Origin of the sequence: Pigmentiphaga sp. GD03639, assembly GCF_029845405.1 — a bacterium.
GTDB classification, from domain to species: domain Bacteria; phylum Pseudomonadota; class Gammaproteobacteria; order Burkholderiales; family Burkholderiaceae_B; genus Pigmentiphaga; species Pigmentiphaga daeguensis.
Genome location: NZ_JAOCLR010000035.1, coordinates 19,016 through 38,449, shown reverse-complemented (window position 1 = coordinate 38,449; position 19,434 = coordinate 19,016). Strand labels below are relative to the sequence as shown.

Genomic DNA, 19,434 nt, shown 5'->3' with positions numbered 1-19,434 from the left:
TCGTTCTCAGTCTTGTTCCGCCAGAGCATCGACGGCCAGGTCGATCTCTTCGGAGAATTTTTCAATGAACATCCACTCCCGCACGCGCGCGGCGGCAGCGGCATAGTCGTGCTTCTCGTCCAGCAGTTGGCCCACCTCGGCCGTCATGCGGCGGCGCGCGGCGGCCAGTTCGCCCGCCAGCGCCTCCAGCGCGGCCGCGTCGCGGCCCGACCGGGCATCGTCCAGCGCTTCCCGCCATTCCATCTGCTGCATCAGGAAGGCCGGGGTCATGGCCGTGTTGGTCTCGACCTGCAGGTCGACGCCCGCCCGCTCGCACAGGTAGCGCGCCCGGGACAGCGGCGCGCGCAGCACCCGGTAGGCCTCGTTCGCGCGCGAGGCCCACTGCATGGCCACGCGCCGCTCCTGGGCCGAACCCGCCGCGTGGCGGTCCGGATGGACCCGCGCCTGGACCTCGCGCCAGGCCCGGTCCAGCGCATCGCGGTCGATGGCGAAACCGGGCGCGAGGCCCAGCAGCTCGAAGTGATCGGGATCGTGTTGCATCAGACGGTGAAAGACTCACCGCAGCCGCAGGACGCCTTTTCGTTCGGGTTGTTGAACTTGAAGCCCTCGTTGAGCCCCTCGCGCGCATAGTCGAGTTCCGTGCCGGCCAGGTACGGCAGGCTCTTGGGATCGACATACACCTTCACGCCCTGGCTTTCGAACACCTGGTCCTCGGCCTGGGCTTCATCCACGTACTCGAGCTTGTAGGCCAGGCCCGAGCACCCGGTGGTGCGCACGCCCAGCCTCAGGCCTATGCCCTTCCCCCGTTTCTGGAGGTAGCGGCTGACGTGGCGCGCGGCGCGTTCGGTCAACGTTACCGACATGGTTTCCTCTTAGCTGTTTCCGTGCTTGGCACGATAGTCGTTCACGGCCGCCTTGATGGCGTCCTCGGCCAGGATCGAGCAGTGGATCTTGACCGGAGGCAGCGCCAGTTCCTGGGCGATCTGCGTGTTGCGGATATCGAGCGCCTGGTCCAGGGTCTTGCCCTTGACCCATTCGGTCACCAGCGAGCTGGAGGCGATGGCCGAACCGCAGCCGTAGGTCTTGAAGCGCGCGTCCTCGATGACGCCCTGCTCGTTGACCTTGATCTGCAGCTTCATCACGTCGCCACAGGCGGGCGCGCCCACCATGCCCGTTCCCACGGAGTCGTCGCCCTTCTCGAAGGAGCCGACGTTGCGGGGGTTCTCGTAGTGATCGATGACTTTTTCGCTATAGGCCATGTTTTTTCTCCTGGTTCAGTGTGCAGCCCACTGCACCGTGTTGATGTCGATGCCGTCCTTGACCATTTCCCACAGCGGGGACATTTCGCGCAGCTTGTCGACCTTGCCGCGGATCAGCTGGACGGTGAAGTCGATTTCCTCTTCCGTCGTGAAACGGCCGAGGGTGAAGCGGATGGAGCTGTGCGCCAGCTCGTCGCTGCGGCCCAGGGCGCGCAGCACGTACGAGGGCTCCAGGCTGGCCGAGGTGCAGGCCGAGCCGCTGGACACCGCCAGTTCCTTGACCGCCATGATCAGGGACTCGCCCTCGACGTAGTTGAAGCTGACGTTCAGGTTGTGCGGGATGCGCTGCTCCATGTCGCCGTTCAGGTAGACCTCGTCCATGGTCGAGAGCCCCGCCCACAGGCGGTCGCGCAGCATGCGCACGCGCTCGTTCTCGGTCGCCATCTCTTCCCTGGCCAGGCGGAAGGCCTCGCCCATGCCGACGATCTGGTGCGTGGCCAGCGTGCCCGAGCGCATGCCGCGCTCGTGGCCGCCGCCGTGCATCTGCGCCTCGATCCGCACGCGCGGCTTGCGCCGCACGTACAGGGCGCCTATGCCCTTGGGACCGCACATCTTGTGCGCGCAGAAGGACATCAGGTCGACCTTGAGCGTGGCCAGGTCGATGACGACCTTGCCGGTGGCCTGGGCCGCGTCGACGTGGAAGATCACGCGCTTCTCGCGGCAGATCTCGCCCAGCCTCTCGATGTCCTGGATGACGCCGATCTCGTTGTTGACGTACATGACCGAGGCCAGGATGGTGTCGGGGCGGATCGCCGCCTTGAAGGCCTCCAGGTCCAGCAGGCCGTTTTCCTGCACGTCCAGGTAGGTGACCTCGAAGCCTTCCCGCTCGAGTTCGCGGCAGGTGTCCAGCACCGCCTTGTGTTCGGTCTTGACCGTGATGATGTGCTTGCCGCGTTCGGCGTAGAAATGCGCCGCGCCCTTGATCGCGAGGTTGTCGGATTCGGTGGCGCCCGAAGTCCACACGATTTCGCGCGGATCGGCGTTCACCAGGGCGGCCACCTGTTCGCGGGCGATTTCGACGGCCCGTTCGGCATCCCAGCCGTAGGCGTGACTGCGCGAGGCCGGGTTGCCGAATTTCTCGTACAACCAGGGCACCATGGCGTCGACCACGCGCGGGTCCACCGGCGTGGTCGCCGAGTAATCGAGATAAACCGGCGTTTTGATCATGACATCCAACCCTTGTGTTGCTGCGCCGGCGCTCAGGCCGTCGCGGTGGATTCGGGAGCGCCCGAGCGGCGGTCCACCAGCACCGACTTGGCGGCGTTGGCTTCCTGCAACTCGCGCATGCGCTGCTGGTCGACCAGATCCTGCAGGGAGACGGAATCCAGGTACTCGACCATCTTGCGATTGAGCGTGGACCACAGTTCGTGCGTCATGCACTTGCCGGCCTTGCCGTCGTTGCCGCGCGAGCAGTCCTGCTTGCCGCCGCAATCGGTGGCGTCCAGCGGCTCGTCGACCGCGAAGATGATGTCGGCCACCGTGACGTGCCGCGCCAGCTTGGCCAGCGAATAACCGCCGCCCGGACCGCGCATGCTGTCGACCAGTTCGTGCCGGCGCAGCTTGCCGAACAACTGCTCCAGATAGGACAGCGAAATGTTCTGGCGCTGGCTGATGGCGGACAGCGTGACCGGGCCGCTGTGCTGGCGCAGCGCCAGATCGATCATGGCAGTGACGGCGAAGCGTCCTTTCGTGGTGAGTCGCATTCGAAACCCCTGAGGTGTACCGGCGGGAGCAAATCCTTAACGATTTGCTCAAGTATAGCCAATTCCCGAATGTTTTTCTAGGGATTAGTTCGGGAAATTACGGAGAGGGGTTGCTGCGACGCAAAAATATTGGGCGGAATCCCCCGCCCAGGCCGGACGACGAGGCCGCCGCCGGCAAAACAAGGCCCGGACGCTATCCGGGCCTGCAAGGAGAGCAGAATGAAATGACCGTGGGGATCAGGCCGCCTGGTACTGGGTGGCGCGCTTGCGCACGACTTCCAGCAGGCCCTGGCAGGCGTCCTCGATATAGTCGAGCACCTTGGCGAACCCTTCCGGCCCGCCGTAGTACGGATCGGGAACGGTGGCTTCCTCGTACTCGTTGGCGAAGCGCATCAACAGCATCAGCTTGTGCTGGTACTGCTTGGGCGCCTGCTGCTGCAGCAAGGACAGGTTGTCCCAGTCCATCGCGAGGATCATGTCGAATTCGCGGAAATCGTCGACGCGAATCTGGCGCGCGCGGATTTCGCTGATGTCATAGCCACGCTTGCGGGCGGCAGCCTGCATACGGGCGTCGGGCGGCTCGCCAATATGGAAGGCGTGCGTCCCGGCCGATTCTATACGGACAACGTCGGAAAGACCGGCGTCCTTCACCAAGCGGCGAAACACGCCCTCTGCGCTCGGCGAGCGACAGATGTTGCCCATGCACACAAACAGTACCTTGGTCATCATGTCCAGAAGTGTGCGGGAAAACCCCGGATAGTTCAAGCTTTTTTTATAAGCACATGAAAATGTAGTGCTTTAAAAACCTCTTTAGAATCAGGGCGTTACCTTCTACACGTTAGAGAATGGACACCATCGGGATGCGTTGCGCACAAGAGCGGTTCCACGGGTGCATCCCCTTCCGCTCCCCTTGAAGCACCAATTCGGTGCACAACTATCTCGCGATGCACAAGTTTGCCGCGCCCCGCGGCGGCTCCACTCACCCCCGCGCCGGCCCGGCCGCGTTCAGGGCGTCCTCGTCGGCCTGCTGCCCGCCCGCGCCGAATACCTTCTGCTTGAGCGCCAGCAACTGGTCGCGGGCCTGCGCCGCCTTTTCGAACTCCAGGTTGCGCGCGTACTCCAGCATGGCCTTCTCCAGCTTCTTGATCTCCTTGGCGATCTGCTTCTCGCCCATGGCCTCGAAGCGGGCGGCCTCGAGCGAATCGTCGCCGTCCATTCCGTCCGAAGGCGCGTAGACGCCGTCGATCAGGTCGCGCACTTCCTTCTTGACCCCTTGCGGAACGATGCCGCGTTCCTCGTTGAAGAGCAACTGTTTCTCGCGGCGGCGGGTCGTCTCGTCCAGCGCGCGCCGCATCGAGTCGGTCATGTTGTCGGCATACAGGATGGCCTTGCCGTTCAGGTTGCGCGCCGCCCGCCCTATGGTCTGGATCAGGCTGCGCTCGGACCGCAGGAAGCCTTCCTTGTCCGCGTCCAGGATGGCCACCAGCGACACCTCGGGAATGTCCAGCCCCTCGCGCAGCAGGTTGATGCCCACCAGCACGTCGAAGGTGCCCAGGCGCAGGTCGCGCAGGATTTCCACGCGCTCGACCGTATCGATGTCCGAGTGCAGGTAGCGCACCTTCACGCCGTGGTCGGTCAGGAAGTCCGTCAGGTCCTCGGCCATGCGCTTGGTCAGCGTGGTGATCAGCACCCGGTCGTTGCGCGCCACCCGCTCGTGGATCTCGCCCAGCACGTCGTCCACCTGGTTCAGCGCGGGCCGGATCTCGACCACGGGGTCGACCAGGCCGGTCGGCCGCACCACCTGCTCGACCACGGCGTCGGCGTGCTTCTTTTCGTAGTCCGCCGGGGTGGCCGAGACGAAGATGGTCTGGCGCATCTTGGACTCGAATTCCTCGAACTTCAGCGGCCGGTTGTCCATCGCGGACGGCAGGCGAAAGCCGTAGTTCACCAGGGTTTCCTTGCGCGAGCGGTCGCCCTTGTACATGGCGCCGACCTGCCCCACCGTGACGTGGCTCTCGTCGATGATCATCAGGGCGTCGTGCGGCAGGTAGTCCACCAGCGTCGGCGGCGGATCGCCCGGCTTGGCGCCCGACAGGTGCCGCGAGTAGTTCTCGATGCCCTTGCAGAATCCCAGCTCCTGCAGCATCTCGAGGTCGAAACGGGTGCGCTGTTCCAGGCGCTGGGCCTCGACCAACTGGCCGTTGTCGACGAAGTAGCGGGTACGCTCGCGCAGCTCTTCCTTGATGGTCTCGATCGCGCGCAGCACGGTGGCGCGGGGCGTCACGTAATGCGAGCCCGGGTAGACCGCGAAGCGCAGGATCTTCTGCCTCACCTTGCCGGTCAGCGGATCGAACAGCTCCAGCGTCTCGACCTCGTCGTCGAACAGCGTGATGCGCAGGGCCAGCTCGGCGTGTTCGGCCGGGAAGACGTCGATCAGCTCGCCCCGGACCCGGAACGTGCCGCGCATGAACTCCGTATCGTTGCGCGTGTACTGCATGGCCACCAGCCGCGCGATGATGTCGCGCTGCCCCATGCGGTCGCCGGTGCGCAGCAGCATCACCATGTCGTGATAGTCGTCGGGATTGCCGATACCGTAGATGCACGAAACGCTGGCCACGATGATGGTATCGCGGCGCTCGAGCAGGCTCTTGGTGGCCGACAGGCGCATCTGCTCGATGTGCTCGTTGATGGACGAATCCTTCTCGATGAAGAGATCGCGGGTCGGCACGTAGGCTTCGGGCTGGTAGTAGTCGTAGTACGAGACGAAATACTCGACCGCGTTGCGCGGGAAGAATTCCCGCATCTCGGCGTAGAGCTGGGCGGCCAGCGTCTTGTTGGGCGCCAGCACGATGGCCGGACGCCCCATGCGGGCGATCACGTTGGCCATGGTGTAGGTCTTGCCCGAGCCGGTCACGCCCAGCAGGGTCTGGTACATCAGGCCGTCCTCGATGCCTTCGCACAGTTGCGCGATGGCCGTCGGCTGGTCCCCGGCCGGCGGATAGGGCTGGTAGAGCTGGAAAGGGCTGCCGTCGTAGGTGACGAAACGGGGCTCGAAGCCTTGCTCGCCGGCGGCTGCCGCCACCACCGCGGCGGCGTCGTTCAACCCATCGGAAGGCGTAGTCTGCATGCTAGACTCTTGTTTCATCAGGAAAACTTCGGCAGCGAAAGGGTCCCAGAGTTCCGGACCCCGATGCGTTTCGTATTGTAAAAACCAACCTGCCATTATCCCCTGCACCACTTCTCCCTTCAACCCCGCGCGCTTAACGGACGCTTTTCATGACTTCGCTCTTCGCCGCCGTAGAACTGGCCCCTCGCGACCCCATCCTGGGCCTTACCGAACAATTCAACGCCGACACCCGCAGCAACAAGGTCAATCTCGGCGTGGGCGTGTACTACAACGACGAAGGCCGGATTCCCCTTCTGAAGGCGGTTCGCAAGGCCGAGCAGGCGCGCATCGACGCGGCCGCCGCGCGCGGCTACCTGCCCATCGAAGGGCTGGCGGGCTATAACCGCGCGGTGCAGGAGCTGCTGCTGGGCGCCGACTCCCCGCTGATCGCCGCGGGCCGGGTCCTGACGGCCCAGAGCCTGGGCGGCACGGGCGCGCTCAAGATCGGCGCCGACTTCCTCAAGCGCCTGGTTCCCCAGGCCAAGGTCGCCATCAGCGACCCGAGCTGGGAAAACCATCGCGCGCTGTTCGAGTACGCCGGCTTTGAGGTCGTCAACTATCCCTACTACGACGCAGCCACCCACGGCGTGAACTTCGCCGGCATGATCGCCGCGCTGGAAAGCTACCCCGCCGGCACGGTGGTCGTGCTGCATGCCTGCTGCCACAACCCGACGGGCGTGGACCTGACCGCCGACCAGTGGACCAAGGTGGTCGAGGTGGTCAAGGCGCGCCAGCTCATTCCCTTCCTGGATATCGCCTACCAGGGCTTCGGCGACGGCATCGACGCCGATGCCACGGCCGTGCGCCAGTTCGCCGACGCCGAACTGACCTTCCTGATCAGCTCGTCTTTCTCGAAGTCCTTCTCGCTGTATGGCGAGCGCGTGGGCGCCCTGTCCCTGGTCGCCGCCGACAAGGAAGAAAGCGGCCGCGTGCTGAGCCAGCTCAAGCGCGTGATCCGCACCAACTACTCCAACCCGCCCACCCATGGCGGCACGGTGGTCGCCCACGTATTGACCTCGCCCGAACTGCGGGCCGAATGGGAAGCCGAGCTGGGCGAGATGCGCGAACGCATCCGTGCCATGCGCGCCGCCCTGGTCGCCAAGCTCAAGGAACGCGGCGTTGCGCGGGACTTCGGCTTCGTGCTGCAGCAGCGCGGCATGTTCTCGTATTCGGGCCTGACGGCCGCGCAAGTGGACCGCCTGCGCGAAAAGCACGGCATCTATGCCGTCTCGACCGGCCGCATCTGCGTGGCCGCGCTCAACAGCCGCAACATCGATGCCGTCGCCGACGGCATCGCCGCTGTGTTGAAGTAACCCCCCTACGCGCTTACGCGCGCCCGGCATGGTGAGCCCCCAGCCGCTACGCGGCAGCCCCCCGAGGGGGCCGGGGCCCGTCTTGGGGCGGCCCGGCGCCGGACCCCGCGGGGCGGCACTGGCGGACCGGCAGAGCCGGATCCGGGACGCCCTGGTTGCGCTCTAGCGTTGGGGCATGCTATAGTTTTGGGCTCGATTCCCCGATAGCTCAGTCGGTAGAGCGACGGACTGTTAATCCGCAGGTCACTGGTTCGAACCCAGTTCGGGGAGCCACAGATTCAAGCAAAAAGCCCTTACGGTTTCGCCGTAAGGGCTTTTTGCTTTTCCCTTGCCATTTGGCCTTCTCGCGTCCGACCGGCCTCTCGCGGCGGAGGACTTGAGCGCTTCAGTATGAAAAAGTATGATTTATGAAGATGTTATCGGGAGTGATTCATGCCCACTACGCTGGAACGCCTGACAATCACCATGCCATCGGAAATGGCCGCCTCCATCAAGCAAGCCGTGGATGACGGCGAATACGCCTCGACCAGCGAGGTCGTACGTGAGGCCTTGCGCGAATGGAAGACACGCCGCCAACTGATGCTCAATGAACTATCCGCCCTCAAGGCGGATATCGACCAGGGCTTGGTCGACGTAGCCGCAGGCCGAGTCAAGACCTTTGACGCGGACCGCATCATCGCCCGGGGGAAGCAGCTATTAGCCGCACGCTCCAAATAACCGACAGCGCCGAACAGGATCTGGCGGAAATCTGGTCGTATATTGCCGAGGGAGCTTCGGAGGCGACTGCTACCCGGTTCCTGAACAAGCTGTACGGAACGTGCGAGCGATTGCTGGCATACCCTCTGGGACATCCGGAACGGCGACAACTCGGGCGGGACCTGCGTGTGGTCTTCCACGGGGCCTACGCCATCTACTATCAGGCAAGCGAAACCGCAGTCGTGATCGTGCGCGTTTTGCACGGCATGCGCGACCTTGGAGCCATCGCCGACCAAGGTGGGTTCGATATCTAAAGCCACGGCTGCCACCACGCCTGGAACCGCGCTGGCGCGGGCGGTTCCCGCCTGAAACTTCATTCAACATTCAATCTTGATCAACACCGGACCGTCCGGTAATTTGCCGCAGCACGGCCGGTCCGGCGCCCGTTTCCGCCGCAGGCCGGAACCTTGGCCGTTCCCATGACGAGGCGGCGAGCATCCATCGCGCCCGCACCACCGGAGAAGACACCATGCAGAGACGCGCCTTGCTGTCGGCCGCGCTGGCGGGCCTGGCCTGCGCGGCCGCCGCGCCCGTCAGGGCCGATACGTTCCCTTCCCGCCCCATCCGCTTCGTCGTGCCCTTCGGCCCCGGCGGCGGCACCGACATCGTCGCGCGGCTCATCGCTCCCTACCTGTCGGCCGAACTCGGCCAGCAGGTGGTGGTCGAGAACCGTCCCGGCGCGGGCGGCGTGATCGGCTCCAACATGGTGGCCAAGGGCCCCGCCGACGGCTACACCATCCTGTTCGCCGACAGCGCGCGCACGATCGCGCCGTCCATGCAGAAGGACCTGCCGTTCGACATCGCGCGCGACCTCGATTCCATCGGCCTGATCGGCGGTACGCCCCTGCTGCTGCTTGCCCATCCCCAGGCACCGGTCAAGACCCTGGACGAGCTGGTCAAGTACGCCAAGGCCAATCCGGGCAGGCTGACCTACGGCAGTTCGGGCAACGGCACGCCGCAGCACTTCGCCGTGGAGCTCTTGAAGTCGGCCGCGGGCATCGATCTGGTGCACGTGCCCTACAAAGGTGCGGCCGCCGTGGTGGCCGACGCCGTCGGCGGGCAGATCAACCTGGCCTCGGCCACCTATGCGCCGTCGGCCGAATACATACGCAGCAACCGGCTGCTGCCGCTGACGGTGATGGAACCCAGGCGCCTGCCCGCCCTGCCCGAGGTGCCGGCCGCGGCCGAGCGCTATCCCGAAGTGATCATGAGCATCTGGTTCGGCATCATGCTGCCCATGGGGGTCGAGCCGGCCGTCCGCGCGCGGCTGGCCGAGGCGGTCGGCAAGGTCGTCGCCAACCCCGAGTATGCCGACAGGCTGCGCGCCGCCGGCTTCGAACCGATGCGAGAGACCGCGCCCCAGATGAAAGCCCGCATCGAACGCGAGGTGAAACTGTTCGGCGACGTCGCGCGCAAGGCGGGCATCAAGCCCGAGTAGCGCGGCAGGCCCCGGAGCGGGACTGGGGTATCATCCCGCCCATGGCCGTTCATGCTTCCCCGCGCTTCGTCTGGCTGGCACTGCTGTGCGTGCTCTGGCACACGGCCATGCCCGTCGCGCACGCATCGGCGGGCCCGCCGCCATGGCTGTCCGTGCTGTGCACGGCGCAGGGCAGCGTTCCCGCGCCCCAGGATCCGCGCGACGGCGATCCGCATGCGCTGGCCGCCCTGCAATGCCCGCTATGCCTGGCCGGCGCCCATGCCGCCCTGCCCCCGCCCGCCGTGCAGGCGCAGATCGCGCCCGCGCGCGACCTCGGCCAGGCCTGCCGGCCCACCCGGGCCCTGCCGTCCCTGCCCATCCCGCCCCACCTGCATTTCTCGTCCCGCGCGCCGCCGGCCTGAGCCCATGCTCTCCTCGACGCGCCACGCCGGCAGGCTTTGCCGGCCATATTTCCAAGACGAGACCCTCATGCAGATTCGTACGTTCACCCTGTCGCTGCTGTTTTCCATGCTGGCCGCCGGCCAGGCCGTCGCCCACGACTATACGGCCGGCGCGATCCAGATCAACCACCCCTGGAGCCGGGCCACCGTCACCGGCCAGCCCGCCGGAGGCGGTTTCCTGAAGCTGACCAACAAAGGGGCCGACGACAAGCTGATCGCCGTCCGCGCCGACGTCTCGGCCACCGCCGAACTGCACACCATGCAGATGGACGGCGACATCATGCGCATGCGCCAGGTCGACGGCATCGCCCTGCCCACGGGCCAGACCGTCGAGCTCAGGCCCGGCGGCTACCACATCATGTTCATGCGCCTGAAAGCGCCGCTCAAGGAAGGCACCAGCTTCCCCGCCACCCTGGTCTTCGAGAAGGCGGGCGAGGTCAAGGTGGACTTCAAGGTCGAGCCCGCCGGCGCCGGGGCAGGTTCGGGCGGTCACGAAGCGGGCGGCCATCGCCACTGACGCGGCGGTCCGTGCCGGGAAGGCCGGCACGGGTCTTGCAATCGAACGAGAAAGGATGAATTCTTCTATTTCGGACACTTTTGGTTGCAAACCGTGCCCTCGATAGCCCTGCCCCCTGCCCGGACCGGAACCGCCGCATGACTGCGCTGTACAACGGAATGACCCGGGAAGCGCTGGACGCTTCCTACAACAATTCCGCCGCCGTGCTCAACAGCGCGGTGCTGATGGCGGAATTCGACGAACGCAGCGCCAAGCTGCGGGCCGCCCATCCCCAATACCTGGACCTGCGCTACGGCCCGGCTCCCCGCAACCGCATCGACTACTTCCCCGCGGCCCGTCCGGGACCGCTCATGGTCTTCATCCATGGCGGCTACTGGCAGACGCGCTCCAAGGAAAACTTCAGTTTCCTGACCGCCGGGCCGCTGGCCCATGGGCTGCACGTCGCGCTGGTGGGCTATACCCTGGCGCCCGAGCAGTCCCTGGACGGCATCGTCGGCGAAATACGCGCTGCCTTGGGATGGCTGGCACGGCAGGCCCCACAATGGGGCACCGATCCCGAACGGATGATCGTCAGCGGATGGTCCGCTGGCGCCCACCTGGCGGCCATGGTCCTGGACGAGCCGGGGGTATGCGGCGGCCTGGCCATCAGCGGCGTCTACGATCTCGAGCCCATACGCCTGAGTTACCTGAACGACAAGCTGCGCCTGTGTCCGCCCGACGTCCGGCGGCTCAGCCCCCTGCATCGCCCGCTCAGCCAGCGCGAGCTGGTCCTGGCCTACGGCGCCTCCGAACTGCCCGAGCTGCAACGCCAGTCCGAGACCTTCGCCGCCGCGCGGGCGGGCTTGCCCGGCGAACTGCTGCGGCTGCCCGATCGCAACCACTTCACCATCCTGAACGACCTGGCCTCGCCCGAAGGCATCCTGACCCAGCGCGCGTGCCGCCTGGCGGGGTTGTAGGAACGGCCCCCCCCTCACGCCTCGTCCCGCACGGCCAGGACGGCGCGGCCCCGGCTCAGGTCGGACAGCATCGTTCGCAGCGCCTCCAGGCGCGGCCGCGGCACGCTCAATGCCAGCGTCGCGCCCTGTTCGTCGAAAAGCTCGCCGAGGACCTCGGCGCCGTGCTCCTTCAGCCGCGCCTTGAACAGCGGCAGCTCGGCGAAGGTGCAGGCGACCTCGGCCTCGGCCAGGTCCAGCAGCGGCACCCGGCGCCCCAGCCGCAGGCAGTTGGCCGCGCAGCCGCCATAGGCGCGCGCCAGGCCGCCCGCGCCCAGCAGCGTGCCGCCGAACCAGCGCACCACCAGCACCGCCACGCGATCGCAGGACTGCCCGTCTATGGCCTGCAGGATGGGGCGGCCGGCCGTCCCGCCCGGCTCGCCGTCGTCGTTGAAACGGTACGCGGCGCCGATGCGATAGGCCCAGCAGTTATGCGTGGCCGTGGGGTCGGCATGCCGGGCGAAGAAAGCCAGCGCCTCGTCGGCGCTGGCCACGGGCGCCGCGTGGGCGACGAACCGGCTCTTGCGAACTTCCTCGCGGTAGCTGCAAGGCGCCTCGAGCGTGAAGAGGGAACTCATGCGGCGAGTTTACCGCGCCCCTTGCGCCTTGCTTTGACGAACGTCATTTTTCTGCTATATTTGCGGGCTACTTTCCCCGATAGCTCAGTCGGTAGAGCGACGGACTGTTAATCCGCAGGTCACTGGTTCGAACCCAGTTCGGGGAGCCAAGATTAAAAATGAAAACGGACGCCCCCGGGCGTCCGTTTTCATTTGTGCGGTCCGGTCGCTCGGCAGGGATAATGCGGGGACCAATAAAAAAACAGGGACCAATAAACAGAGACAACACGTCAGAGACAACACGTGCCAGCCAACGCTTCCCCCCTCACCCATCGGCGCGTGCTTGCGATGGCCCTGCCCATCGTCCTCGCCAACCTGACCCAACCCCTGATGTCCGCGGTGGACACCGCCGTGGCGGGCCACCTGCCCGGCCCCGAATACCTGGCTGGCGTGGCGCTGGGGGGCCTGCTCTTCAGCTTCCTGTTCTGGGGCTTCGGCTTCCTGCGCATGGGCACGACCGGGCTCGTCGCCCAGGCCTGGGGCAAGGGCGACGAACAGGCGCTGGCCGCCAGCGTGGTGCGGGCGGTATCCCTTGCGCTGGCCATCGGCCTGGCGCTGCTGGTGTTGCAGCGGCCCCTGATCTCGCTGGTGCTGGGCCTGCTGGGCGGCAGCGCCGAGGCCACGCGCCAGGCCATCGCGTATTGCTCGGGCCGGATCTGGGCGGCGCCGCTGGCGCTGGTCAACTACGTGGTGCTGGGCTGGCTGCTGGGGTGCCAGCGCGTGCGGCTGGCGCTGGCCCTGCAGATCCTGATCAACGTGGTCAACCTGGGCGCCGTGCTGCTGTTCGTGCATGGCTTCGGCCTGGGCGTGGCGGGCATAGGCGCGGCGACCGCGGTGGCCGACGGCGCCGGCACGCTGACGGGCGGCATCCTGCTGTGGCGCTCGCACCGCGCCGCCTGGCCGCGACTGCGCCTGGCGGTCTTGCGCGACGCCGCCGCGATGCGGCGCCTGGTCGGCATCAATTTCCACATCTTCGTACGCACGGCCTGCCTGCTGGCCAGCATGGGATGGTTCGCCCACCTGGGCGCCACCCAGGGCGACATGGTCCTGGCCGCCAACGCGCTGCTGCTGAATTTCCTGACCTTCATGGCCTTCGGCCTGGACGGCTTCGCCCATGCGGCCGAGGCGCTGGTGGGCGCCGCCGTGGGTGCGGGCGACCGCCCGGGCCTGCGGCGCGCCGTGCGGCTGTGCATGGGCTGGGCCTTCGCCGGCGCGCTCGCCTATGCCCTGGTCTACCTGGCCGTGGGTCCATGGATAGTGAGCCTGCTGACCGACCAGGCGGCGCTGCGCGAGACCGCCGGCCGCTTCCTGCCCTGGCTGGCGCTGGCGCCCATCGCCTCGGTCGCGGCCTACCTGTACGACGGCATCTTCATCGGCGCCACCCAGACCCGCGCGCTGATGCGGGCCATGCTGGTCTGCGGCGCGGCGTTCCTGGCGCTGTCGCTGGGCTTGCTGCCGCGGCTGGGCAACCATGGACTGTGGCTGTCCTTCCTTGCTTTCAATGCCCTGCGCGGCCTGACGCTGCACCTGGCCGCGCCGCGCACGCTCTATCGCGAGTTCCGGACCGGGCCGGCCGCACGGCTGGACAACGTGTAACCAGTTATCCCCGCATCCTGTGGACAACGTTGGGGACAGCCCTGGAACAGGACGAAGCGACCCGCATCACAGCAGGCTCCGAGGTTCCCCGCCCACGAAATGAGCAAGGCCCGTTCCCGGCGAGCCGCCTTGACAACCGCTTGCCGCGCCGATTAAGGTCTCGCCCCTTGCATCGAATTGGTGACTCCATGGTTGTCTGGCTGAAAGTGCCCTTTGCCGAGAAAGACGAAGCCAAGGCGCTCGGGGCCAGATGGTCGCCAGCGCAGAAGAAGTGGTACGTCAAGGACGGCGCCGATGCCGCGCCCTTCCAGCGCTGGCTGGATGCCGACGCGCCCTCGCCAGCTCAGGCGCCCCCCGCGCCGCAGCCCACGGGGGACGAAACGCCCCCGGCCGGCGGCGCCATCGTCTACTGCGACGGCGCCTGCCGCGGCAACCCCGGCGGCCCAGGAGGCTGGGGCGCGTGGATCCGCACCACCGAGGCCACCGTGGAAATCTTCGGCGGCTCGCCCGACACCACCAACAACCGCATGGAACTGACCGCCGCCATCGAGGCGCTGCGCTGGCTGCCGCAGGCCTGCGAGGTGGTCGTCTACACCGACTCGCAATACGTCGTGAACGGCATGACGCAATGGCGCCACGGCTGGGTACGCAAGAACTGGAAGGACGTCAAGAACGTCGAGCTGTGGAAGACGCTGATCGCCGAGGCCGACCGGCATCGCGCAACCTTCCGGTGGGTGCGCGGACATAGCGGGCATCGCGGCAACGAACGCGCGGATGCGCTGGCCAACGAAGGGCTGGACCACGCCAAGCGTACCGGCCGCGGCGAAGTGGTGGTGCGCATCGTGGCCGAGCACGGCGCCGCAGGATAACGGCCGGCTATCGGCGGACCTCAGGCAGGCAGCCGGATCGCCCGGTCAGAAGCCCCCAGGTCCCTGAGCGTGTCGACCAGGATCTCCTGGAACTTCGTGATGCCCAGGCTGATGGGCCGATCGATGCGCCGCACGAGATAGCGCGACAGAAACAGGCCCTTCACCGGGCCGCCGTCGAAGTCCCCGCGCTTGATGTCGGCGCCTATGCCGGAGTACGGCGAAATGTGGGCCCCTACCCCGCGGCGCACGAGATCCTTGATGACCTGGAAGGCATCGGTCTCCACCGTCACGTTCAGCGCCACGCCCAGGCGCGCGGCCTCGCTCTCGATGTGCTGGCGCGCCAGTTGCGCGCGTCCGGGCTGGATCAGCGGCAGCCCGGCCAACTCCTTCAGCGAGTAGGTCCTGAGCGCATGCCGGCTTTTGCGGCGGCGGGGCATCATCACCCAGAACTCCTCGTCGCACAGGTGCGTGCTGACGAGCAGCGGATTGGCGCCCCCGGCCAATACCGCGAGGTCGAGCCTGTCGGCCAGCAGCCGGTCGCGCAATTCGTTGCTCAGGCCCTCGTACAGGTCGAACGTGGCCTGCGGGTACATCTTCTGGAACGCGGCCGCGACCGTGCCGATCACGAAGCCGCCCAACGAAGGCGGAAAGCCGATCCGCAGCGTGCCGGCGACAGTGGTGCTGGACGCGATGACGTTGGCGCGGACTTCGCGCACCAATCGGAAGATGGCCTCGGCTCCCGACAGCAGCCGCATGCCGGCCTCGGTCGGTTCGACGCCGCGGCTGTGGCGGAACAGGAGCTGCACGCCCAGTTCGTCCTCCAGCAGCAGCACCTGCCGCGTCAGCGCGGGCTGTGCGATGTGCAGCGCCACCGAGGCCTTCGTGAAGCTCTTCAACTGCGCGACGCGCACGAAATACCGGAGTTGAACCAGATCCATCGCTGCCTCGCCATGCGTTTTCGCTATCGAATTATTTTATAGCTCGCCCCGAAAAACGGCATTTCTCCTGCGCCGCGAGTCCGTCCAGAATGTCCTGGCACATGAACAAGACGGAGACACCATGCAACGCCATCTCATCGCGCCGCGCCTTGTCCTTGCCGCCGCGTCGCTGCTGATCGCGGCCACGGCGGGCGCGCAGGCCTATCCCACCCGGCCGATCCGGCTGATCGTGCCCTTCCCCGTGGGCGGTTCCACGGATACCTATGCCCGCCTGGCCGGCAAGCTGCTGGGCGAGGCGCTGGGCCAGCCCGTGATCGTGGACAACCGCGCCGGCGCCACCGGCCTGATCGGCAGCCGATTGGTCAAGGATGCGCCAGCCGACGGCTACACGCTGCTCTACACCACCAACAGCGCCCACGTCATCGGCCCGCTGCTGCACAGGCAGCACACCTTCGACCCGGCCGCCGATTTCACGCCCATCACCGAGGCGCTGCGCTTTCCCGCCTACCTGGTGGCCTCGGCCAAGCTGCCGGCCAGGACCTTCAAGGAATTCCTCGCCCTGGCCAAGTCCCGGCAAGGCGCGTTGAGCTACGCCAGCGCGGGCACCGGCGGCGGCAGCCACCTCGCCTGCGAACAGATGCTGGATGCGGCGGGCATCAAGGCCCTGCACGTGCCCTATTCGGGCGCGGGGCCGGCACAGACCTCGGTCATCGCCGGAGAGGTGGACTTCCTGTGCGACTCCGTCGGCAATTCGCAGTCCATGGTCCGCGCGGGCAAGATGCGGGGACTGGCGCTGGCCGCCGCGCAGCGCTCGCCCGCCATCCCCGACATCCCGACCATGCGCGAGGAAGGCGTCCCGGTGGAGGCCTACGTCTGGCAAGGCGTCTTCGCGCCCAAGGGATTGCCCGCCGGCATACGGGACAAGCTGGCGGCGGAGATCGCCCGGGTCATGCGCATGCCCGAGATGCAGGCCCGCCTGCAAAAAGACGGCTACGACCTCGTGCTCCAGCCGCCCGACCAATTCGCCAGGGACCTGGTCGCCGAGCAATCGATGTGGGCCAGGCTGATCGCCGAGAAGAATATCAAGGCCGACTGACCTTCGCCGGCGCCACCGCACTTTCCACGCAACCACGAATGGACATCGACCATGTTTGAATACTTCGGCGACAACTACACCTGGAATATGGCCGTCAACCTGGCGCTCGGCATGGGCGCCGAGATCGGCGAGCTCGACGACGCCTCCGGCCCCGTCAAGGAAGCGTCGCGCCGCGGCGACCCGCATGCGGCCGAGATCCTGTTCGCCGCCTGGACCGGGCTGGCCGACCGCGTGAAGGCGCTGGCGCAGCAGGACCTCCAGCACGATCGCACCTACAGCGCGGGCCGCAAGTTCAAGCGCGCCGCCATCTACTACGTGCAGGCCGAACGCATGCAGGCGCCGCGCTTCCCTGGCCGGGACGCGGCCTTCCGCAACATGCTCGAGTGCTTTCGGCGCTACGCCGAGCTGACCGGCCAGCCCGTCGAATGGGTGGACGTGCCCTACCAGGGCACCACCCTGCCGGCCCTGTACGTCCCGGCGCGCGAGATACCGCCCGGCGGCGCGCCCTGCATGGTGCATTTCGACGGACTGGACGTGACCAAGGAGATCCTGTACCTGATGGGCATGGGCGAGGCCTTGCGCGAGCGCGGCGTGTCCGTGCTGCTGGTGGACAACCCCGGCGTGGGCGAGGCCTTGCGCCTGCAGGGCCTGACCAATTTCCCCGAGGCCGAGGTGCCCGCCTCGGCCTGCGTCGACTACCTGGAGGGACGCGACGACGTCGATGCCTCGCGCATCGGCATCATGGCATTGTCGCTGGGCGGCTATCACGCGCCGCGCGCCGCCGCCTTCGAACCCCGCCTGCGCTGCTGCGTGGCCTGGGGCGCCAACTACGACTGGGGCGCGACCCAGCGCTACCGCCACCAGAGCCAGGACCCGCGGCTACCCGTTCCGCATTACTGGGAACATGTGATGTGGGTGTTCGGCCAGACCACCATGGAAGGCCTGCTGGCCACGGCGGACCGCATGACGCTGGAGGGCGTGCTGCATCGCATACGCTGCCCCATCCTGGTCACGCACGGCGAGAACGACCGGCAGATCAAGCTGGTCCAGGCCGAACGCCTGGTCGCCGAATGCGTGAACAGCCCCAAGGCGGAGCTGTTCGTCCATACGCTGCGCGATGGCGGCGCCGAGCATTGCAGCGTCGACAACCTGGCGCTGGGCGTGGACGCCATCGCTGACTGGATCGGCGCAACCATGCGGGAGCTTGGGCAGCGCCCGCAGGATCGACGCCCGCGCTAGCCGGCCTTCGCCCCGAACTTGGCCGGCACGACGACGGCACGATCGTCCGCGCCGGCCTCGGGCGACGCCGGCGCCTTCCTGGCGTGCTTGAGGCGGTAGTCCTCGAGGAACTTGGCGATGCGGCCGATGGCCTCGCGCAGATCCGCCTCGTGCGGCAGGAACACGATGCGGAAGTGGTCGGGATGCGGCCAGTTGAACCCCGTTCCCTGCACCAGCATCACCCGCGTGGCTTCCAGCATCTGCAGGAAGAACTGGCGGTCGTCCTCGATGGGATACACCTCGGGATCCAGCCGCGGGAACATGTAGAGCGCGGCCTGCGGCTTGACGCAGGTCACGCCGGGAATGGCGGTGATCAATTCATAGGCCAGGTCGCGCTGCTGGCGCAGCCGGCCCCCCGGGGCCACCAGGTCGTTGATGCTCTGGTAGCCGCCCAGCGCGGTCTGGATCGCCCACTGGCCCGGCACGTTCGCGCACAGCCTCATGTTGGCGAGCATGTTCAGGCCGTCGATGTAATCGCGCGCGGCGCGCTTGTCGCCCGAGACCACCAGCCAGCCCGCGCGGTAGCCGCAGGCGCGGTAGCTCTTGGACAGCGAGTTGAAGGTCAGCGTCAGCACGTCGGTGGACAGGCTCGCCAGCGCGGTGTGGCGGGCGTCGTCGTACAGCACCTTGTCGTAGACCTCGTCGGCCAGGATGACCAGCCCGTGCTCGCGCGCGATGGCGACGATCTCCTGCAGCACGTGGTCGGGATAGACCACGCCGGTCGGGTTGTTCGGGTTGATGACCACGATCCCCTTGGTGCGCGGGGTGATCTTGGCCCGGATGTCGTCCAGGTCGGGAATCCAGCCCTTGGCCTCGTCGCACAGGTAGTGCACGGGCGTGCCGCCCGACAGGCTCACGACCGCCGTCCACAGCGGGTAGTCCGGCGCGGGCAGCAGCAACTCGTCGCCGTCGTCCAGCAGCGCGTTGGTGGCCATCGCGATCAGGTCGGAGGCGCCGTTGCCCAGGTAGATGTCTTCCAGTGTCACGCCCTGCACGCCCTGCGCCTGGGTGTAGTGCATGACCGCCTTGCGCGCGGCGAAGATGCCCTTGCTGTCCGAATAGCCCGCCGAGTTGGGCAGGTTGCGGATCATGTCGAGCTGGATTTCCTCGGGAGCGTCGAAACCGAACACGGCCAGGTTGCCGATGTTGAGCTTGATGAGCTTCTGGCCTTCGTCTTCCATCTGCTTGGCCCTGTCCATGATGGGGCCGCGGATGTCGTACAGGACGTGGGCTAGTTTGTTCGATTTGTTGATGGGTTTCATGAATGAACGGTCTTTCCTAGGGATTACAGCAACAACTCGGCCAAGCCACGATACCAGAACCGGGACACGGCATGCCGAAAGACAGGGATGCCGCCGCCACTTCCCTCAAATACTGTATATTTATACAGTAATCA

Annotated in this window: 20 protein-coding genes, 2 tRNA genes and 1 pseudogene; 13 read left to right on the top strand and 10 right to left on the bottom strand. The window is 66.8% G+C overall.

Annotated features, from left to right (window positions below):
• Window positions 1-6: 6 nt before the first annotated feature.
• The 7 genes from hscB to uvrB form a co-directional block, all read right to left on the bottom strand.
• Window positions 7-540, bottom strand: a complete 534-nt coding sequence (gene hscB / locus N5K27_RS25115) for a Fe-S protein assembly co-chaperone HscB (RefSeq protein ID WP_130358760.1) — start codon at window positions 538-540, stop codon at window positions 7-9.
• Window positions 540-863, bottom strand: a complete 324-nt coding sequence (gene iscA, locus N5K27_RS25110; RefSeq protein ID WP_130358762.1) for an iron-sulfur cluster assembly protein IscA — start codon at window positions 861-863, stop codon at window positions 540-542. Before iscA ends, hscB begins: the two co-directional genes overlap by 1 nt.
• A 9-nt stretch (window positions 864-872) precedes the next feature.
• Complete coding sequence (iscU, locus tag N5K27_RS25105; RefSeq protein ID WP_087841075.1) at window positions 873-1,259, bottom strand: Fe-S cluster assembly scaffold IscU; 387 nt, start codon at window positions 1,257-1,259, stop codon at window positions 873-875.
• A gap of 15 nt (window positions 1,260-1,274) precedes the next feature.
• Window positions 1,275-2,486, bottom strand: a complete 1,212-nt coding sequence (locus tag N5K27_RS25100) for an IscS subfamily cysteine desulfurase (RefSeq protein WP_279819977.1) — start codon at window positions 2,484-2,486, stop codon at window positions 1,275-1,277.
• Window positions 2,487-2,518: 32 nt separating this feature from the next.
• The gene (locus tag N5K27_RS25095; protein WP_130358766.1) at window positions 2,519-3,022 is read right to left on the bottom strand and encodes an Rrf2 family transcriptional regulator; all 504 of its coding nucleotides are present in this window, start codon (window positions 3,020-3,022) and stop codon (window positions 2,519-2,521) included.
• A gap of 237 nt (window positions 3,023-3,259) precedes the next feature.
• Window positions 3,260-3,751 carry a low molecular weight protein-tyrosine-phosphatase gene (locus N5K27_RS25090; protein WP_087779776.1) on the bottom strand — a complete coding sequence of 164 codons (492 nt, stop codon included), beginning with the start codon at window positions 3,749-3,751 and terminating at the stop codon, window positions 3,260-3,262.
• A 250-nt stretch (window positions 3,752-4,001) separates the two neighbouring features.
• Window positions 4,002-6,149: an excinuclease ABC subunit UvrB gene (uvrB, locus tag N5K27_RS25085; RefSeq protein WP_279819968.1), complete on the bottom strand. Its 2,148-nt coding sequence runs from the start codon at window positions 6,147-6,149 to the stop codon at window positions 4,002-4,004.
• 149 nt (window positions 6,150-6,298) lie between these two features.
• On the opposite strand from uvrB, the gene N5K27_RS25080 reads away from it, so the two are divergent.
• The 7 genes from N5K27_RS25080 to N5K27_RS25050 all read left to right on the top strand — a co-directional run bounded on the left by N5K27_RS25080 (window position 6,299) and on the right by N5K27_RS25050 (window position 11,608).
• Window positions 6,299-7,501 (top strand): amino acid aminotransferase, encoded by a 1,203-nt coding sequence (locus N5K27_RS25080; RefSeq protein ID WP_279819966.1) that lies wholly within the window; start codon window positions 6,299-6,301, stop codon window positions 7,499-7,501.
• A gap of 197 nt (window positions 7,502-7,698) precedes the next feature.
• Window positions 7,699-7,774: transfer RNA gene (locus tag N5K27_RS25075), tRNA-Asn, on the top strand.
• Between the two features lie 159 nt (window positions 7,775-7,933).
• Window positions 7,934-8,218, top strand: a complete 285-nt coding sequence (locus N5K27_RS25070) for a type II toxin-antitoxin system ParD family antitoxin (RefSeq protein WP_087841070.1) — start codon at window positions 7,934-7,936, stop codon at window positions 8,216-8,218.
• 508 nt (window positions 8,219-8,726) lie between these two features.
• Window positions 8,727-9,695: a tripartite tricarboxylate transporter substrate binding protein gene (locus N5K27_RS25065; protein ID WP_279819962.1), complete on the top strand. Its 969-nt coding sequence runs from the start codon at window positions 8,727-8,729 to the stop codon at window positions 9,693-9,695.
• A gap of 41 nt (window positions 9,696-9,736) precedes the next feature.
• On the top strand, window positions 9,737-10,096 hold the full coding sequence (locus tag N5K27_RS25060) for a DUF2946 domain-containing protein (RefSeq protein WP_087841067.1): 360 nt from the start codon (window positions 9,737-9,739) through the stop codon (window positions 10,094-10,096).
• A 67-nt stretch (window positions 10,097-10,163) separates the two neighbouring features.
• The gene (locus N5K27_RS25055) at window positions 10,164-10,652 is read left to right on the top strand and encodes a copper chaperone PCu(A)C (protein ID WP_279819958.1); all 489 of its coding nucleotides are present in this window, start codon (window positions 10,164-10,166) and stop codon (window positions 10,650-10,652) included.
• 137 nt (window positions 10,653-10,789) lie between these two features.
• Window positions 10,790-11,608, top strand: a complete 819-nt coding sequence (locus N5K27_RS25050; RefSeq protein WP_087841065.1) for an alpha/beta hydrolase — start codon at window positions 10,790-10,792, stop codon at window positions 11,606-11,608.
• Window positions 11,609-11,622: 14 nt separating this feature from the next.
• Here the strand turns inward: N5K27_RS25050 and N5K27_RS25045 are convergent, their stop codons facing one another.
• Window positions 11,623-12,222: a YigZ family protein gene (locus N5K27_RS25045; RefSeq protein WP_087841064.1), complete on the bottom strand. Its 600-nt coding sequence runs from the start codon at window positions 12,220-12,222 to the stop codon at window positions 11,623-11,625.
• A gap of 73 nt (window positions 12,223-12,295) precedes the next feature.
• On the opposite strand from N5K27_RS25045, the gene N5K27_RS25040 reads away from it, so the two are divergent.
• The 4 genes and pseudogenes from N5K27_RS25040 to rnhA all read left to right on the top strand — a co-directional run bounded on the left by N5K27_RS25040 (window position 12,296) and on the right by rnhA (window position 14,726).
• Window positions 12,296-12,371: transfer RNA gene (locus tag N5K27_RS25040), tRNA-Asn, on the top strand.
• 178 nt (window positions 12,372-12,549) lie between these two features.
• Window positions 12,550-13,857, top strand: a complete 1,308-nt coding sequence (locus N5K27_RS25035; RefSeq protein WP_279820010.1) for an MATE family efflux transporter — start codon at window positions 12,550-12,552, stop codon at window positions 13,855-13,857.
• Window positions 13,858-14,045: 188 nt separating this feature from the next.
• A pseudogene (locus N5K27_RS25030) lies at window positions 14,046-14,165 on the top strand (DUF5710 domain-containing protein); the annotation flags it as partial.
• A 93-nt stretch (window positions 14,166-14,258) separates the two neighbouring features.
• Window positions 14,259-14,726, top strand: a complete 468-nt coding sequence (gene rnhA, locus N5K27_RS25025) for a ribonuclease HI (RefSeq protein ID WP_279820009.1) — start codon at window positions 14,259-14,261, stop codon at window positions 14,724-14,726.
• A 20-nt stretch (window positions 14,727-14,746) separates the two neighbouring features.
• On the opposite strand, the gene N5K27_RS25020 is transcribed toward rnhA, so the two are convergent.
• Window positions 14,747-15,664 carry a LysR family transcriptional regulator gene (locus N5K27_RS25020; RefSeq protein WP_279819954.1) on the bottom strand — a complete coding sequence of 306 codons (918 nt, stop codon included), beginning with the start codon at window positions 15,662-15,664 and terminating at the stop codon, window positions 14,747-14,749.
• A 121-nt stretch (window positions 15,665-15,785) separates the two neighbouring features.
• Here N5K27_RS25020 and N5K27_RS25015 point away from each other — a divergent pair, with 121 nt between their 5' ends.
• Both N5K27_RS25015 and N5K27_RS25010 read left to right on the top strand, forming a co-directional pair.
• The gene (locus N5K27_RS25015; RefSeq protein WP_279819952.1) at window positions 15,786-16,760 is read left to right on the top strand and encodes a tripartite tricarboxylate transporter substrate binding protein; all 975 of its coding nucleotides are present in this window, start codon (window positions 15,786-15,788) and stop codon (window positions 16,758-16,760) included.
• Between the two features lie 51 nt (window positions 16,761-16,811).
• Window positions 16,812-17,999, top strand: a complete 1,188-nt coding sequence (locus N5K27_RS25010; protein WP_279819950.1) for an alpha/beta fold hydrolase — start codon at window positions 16,812-16,814, stop codon at window positions 17,997-17,999.
• On the opposite strand, the gene N5K27_RS25005 is transcribed toward N5K27_RS25010, so the two are convergent.
• Window positions 17,996-19,300 carry a pyridoxal phosphate-dependent aminotransferase gene (locus tag N5K27_RS25005; RefSeq protein WP_233146089.1) on the bottom strand — a complete coding sequence of 435 codons (1,305 nt, stop codon included), beginning with the start codon at window positions 19,298-19,300 and terminating at the stop codon, window positions 17,996-17,998. The genes N5K27_RS25010 and N5K27_RS25005 overlap by 4 nt on opposite strands.
• Window positions 19,301-19,434: the final 134 nt, after the last annotated feature.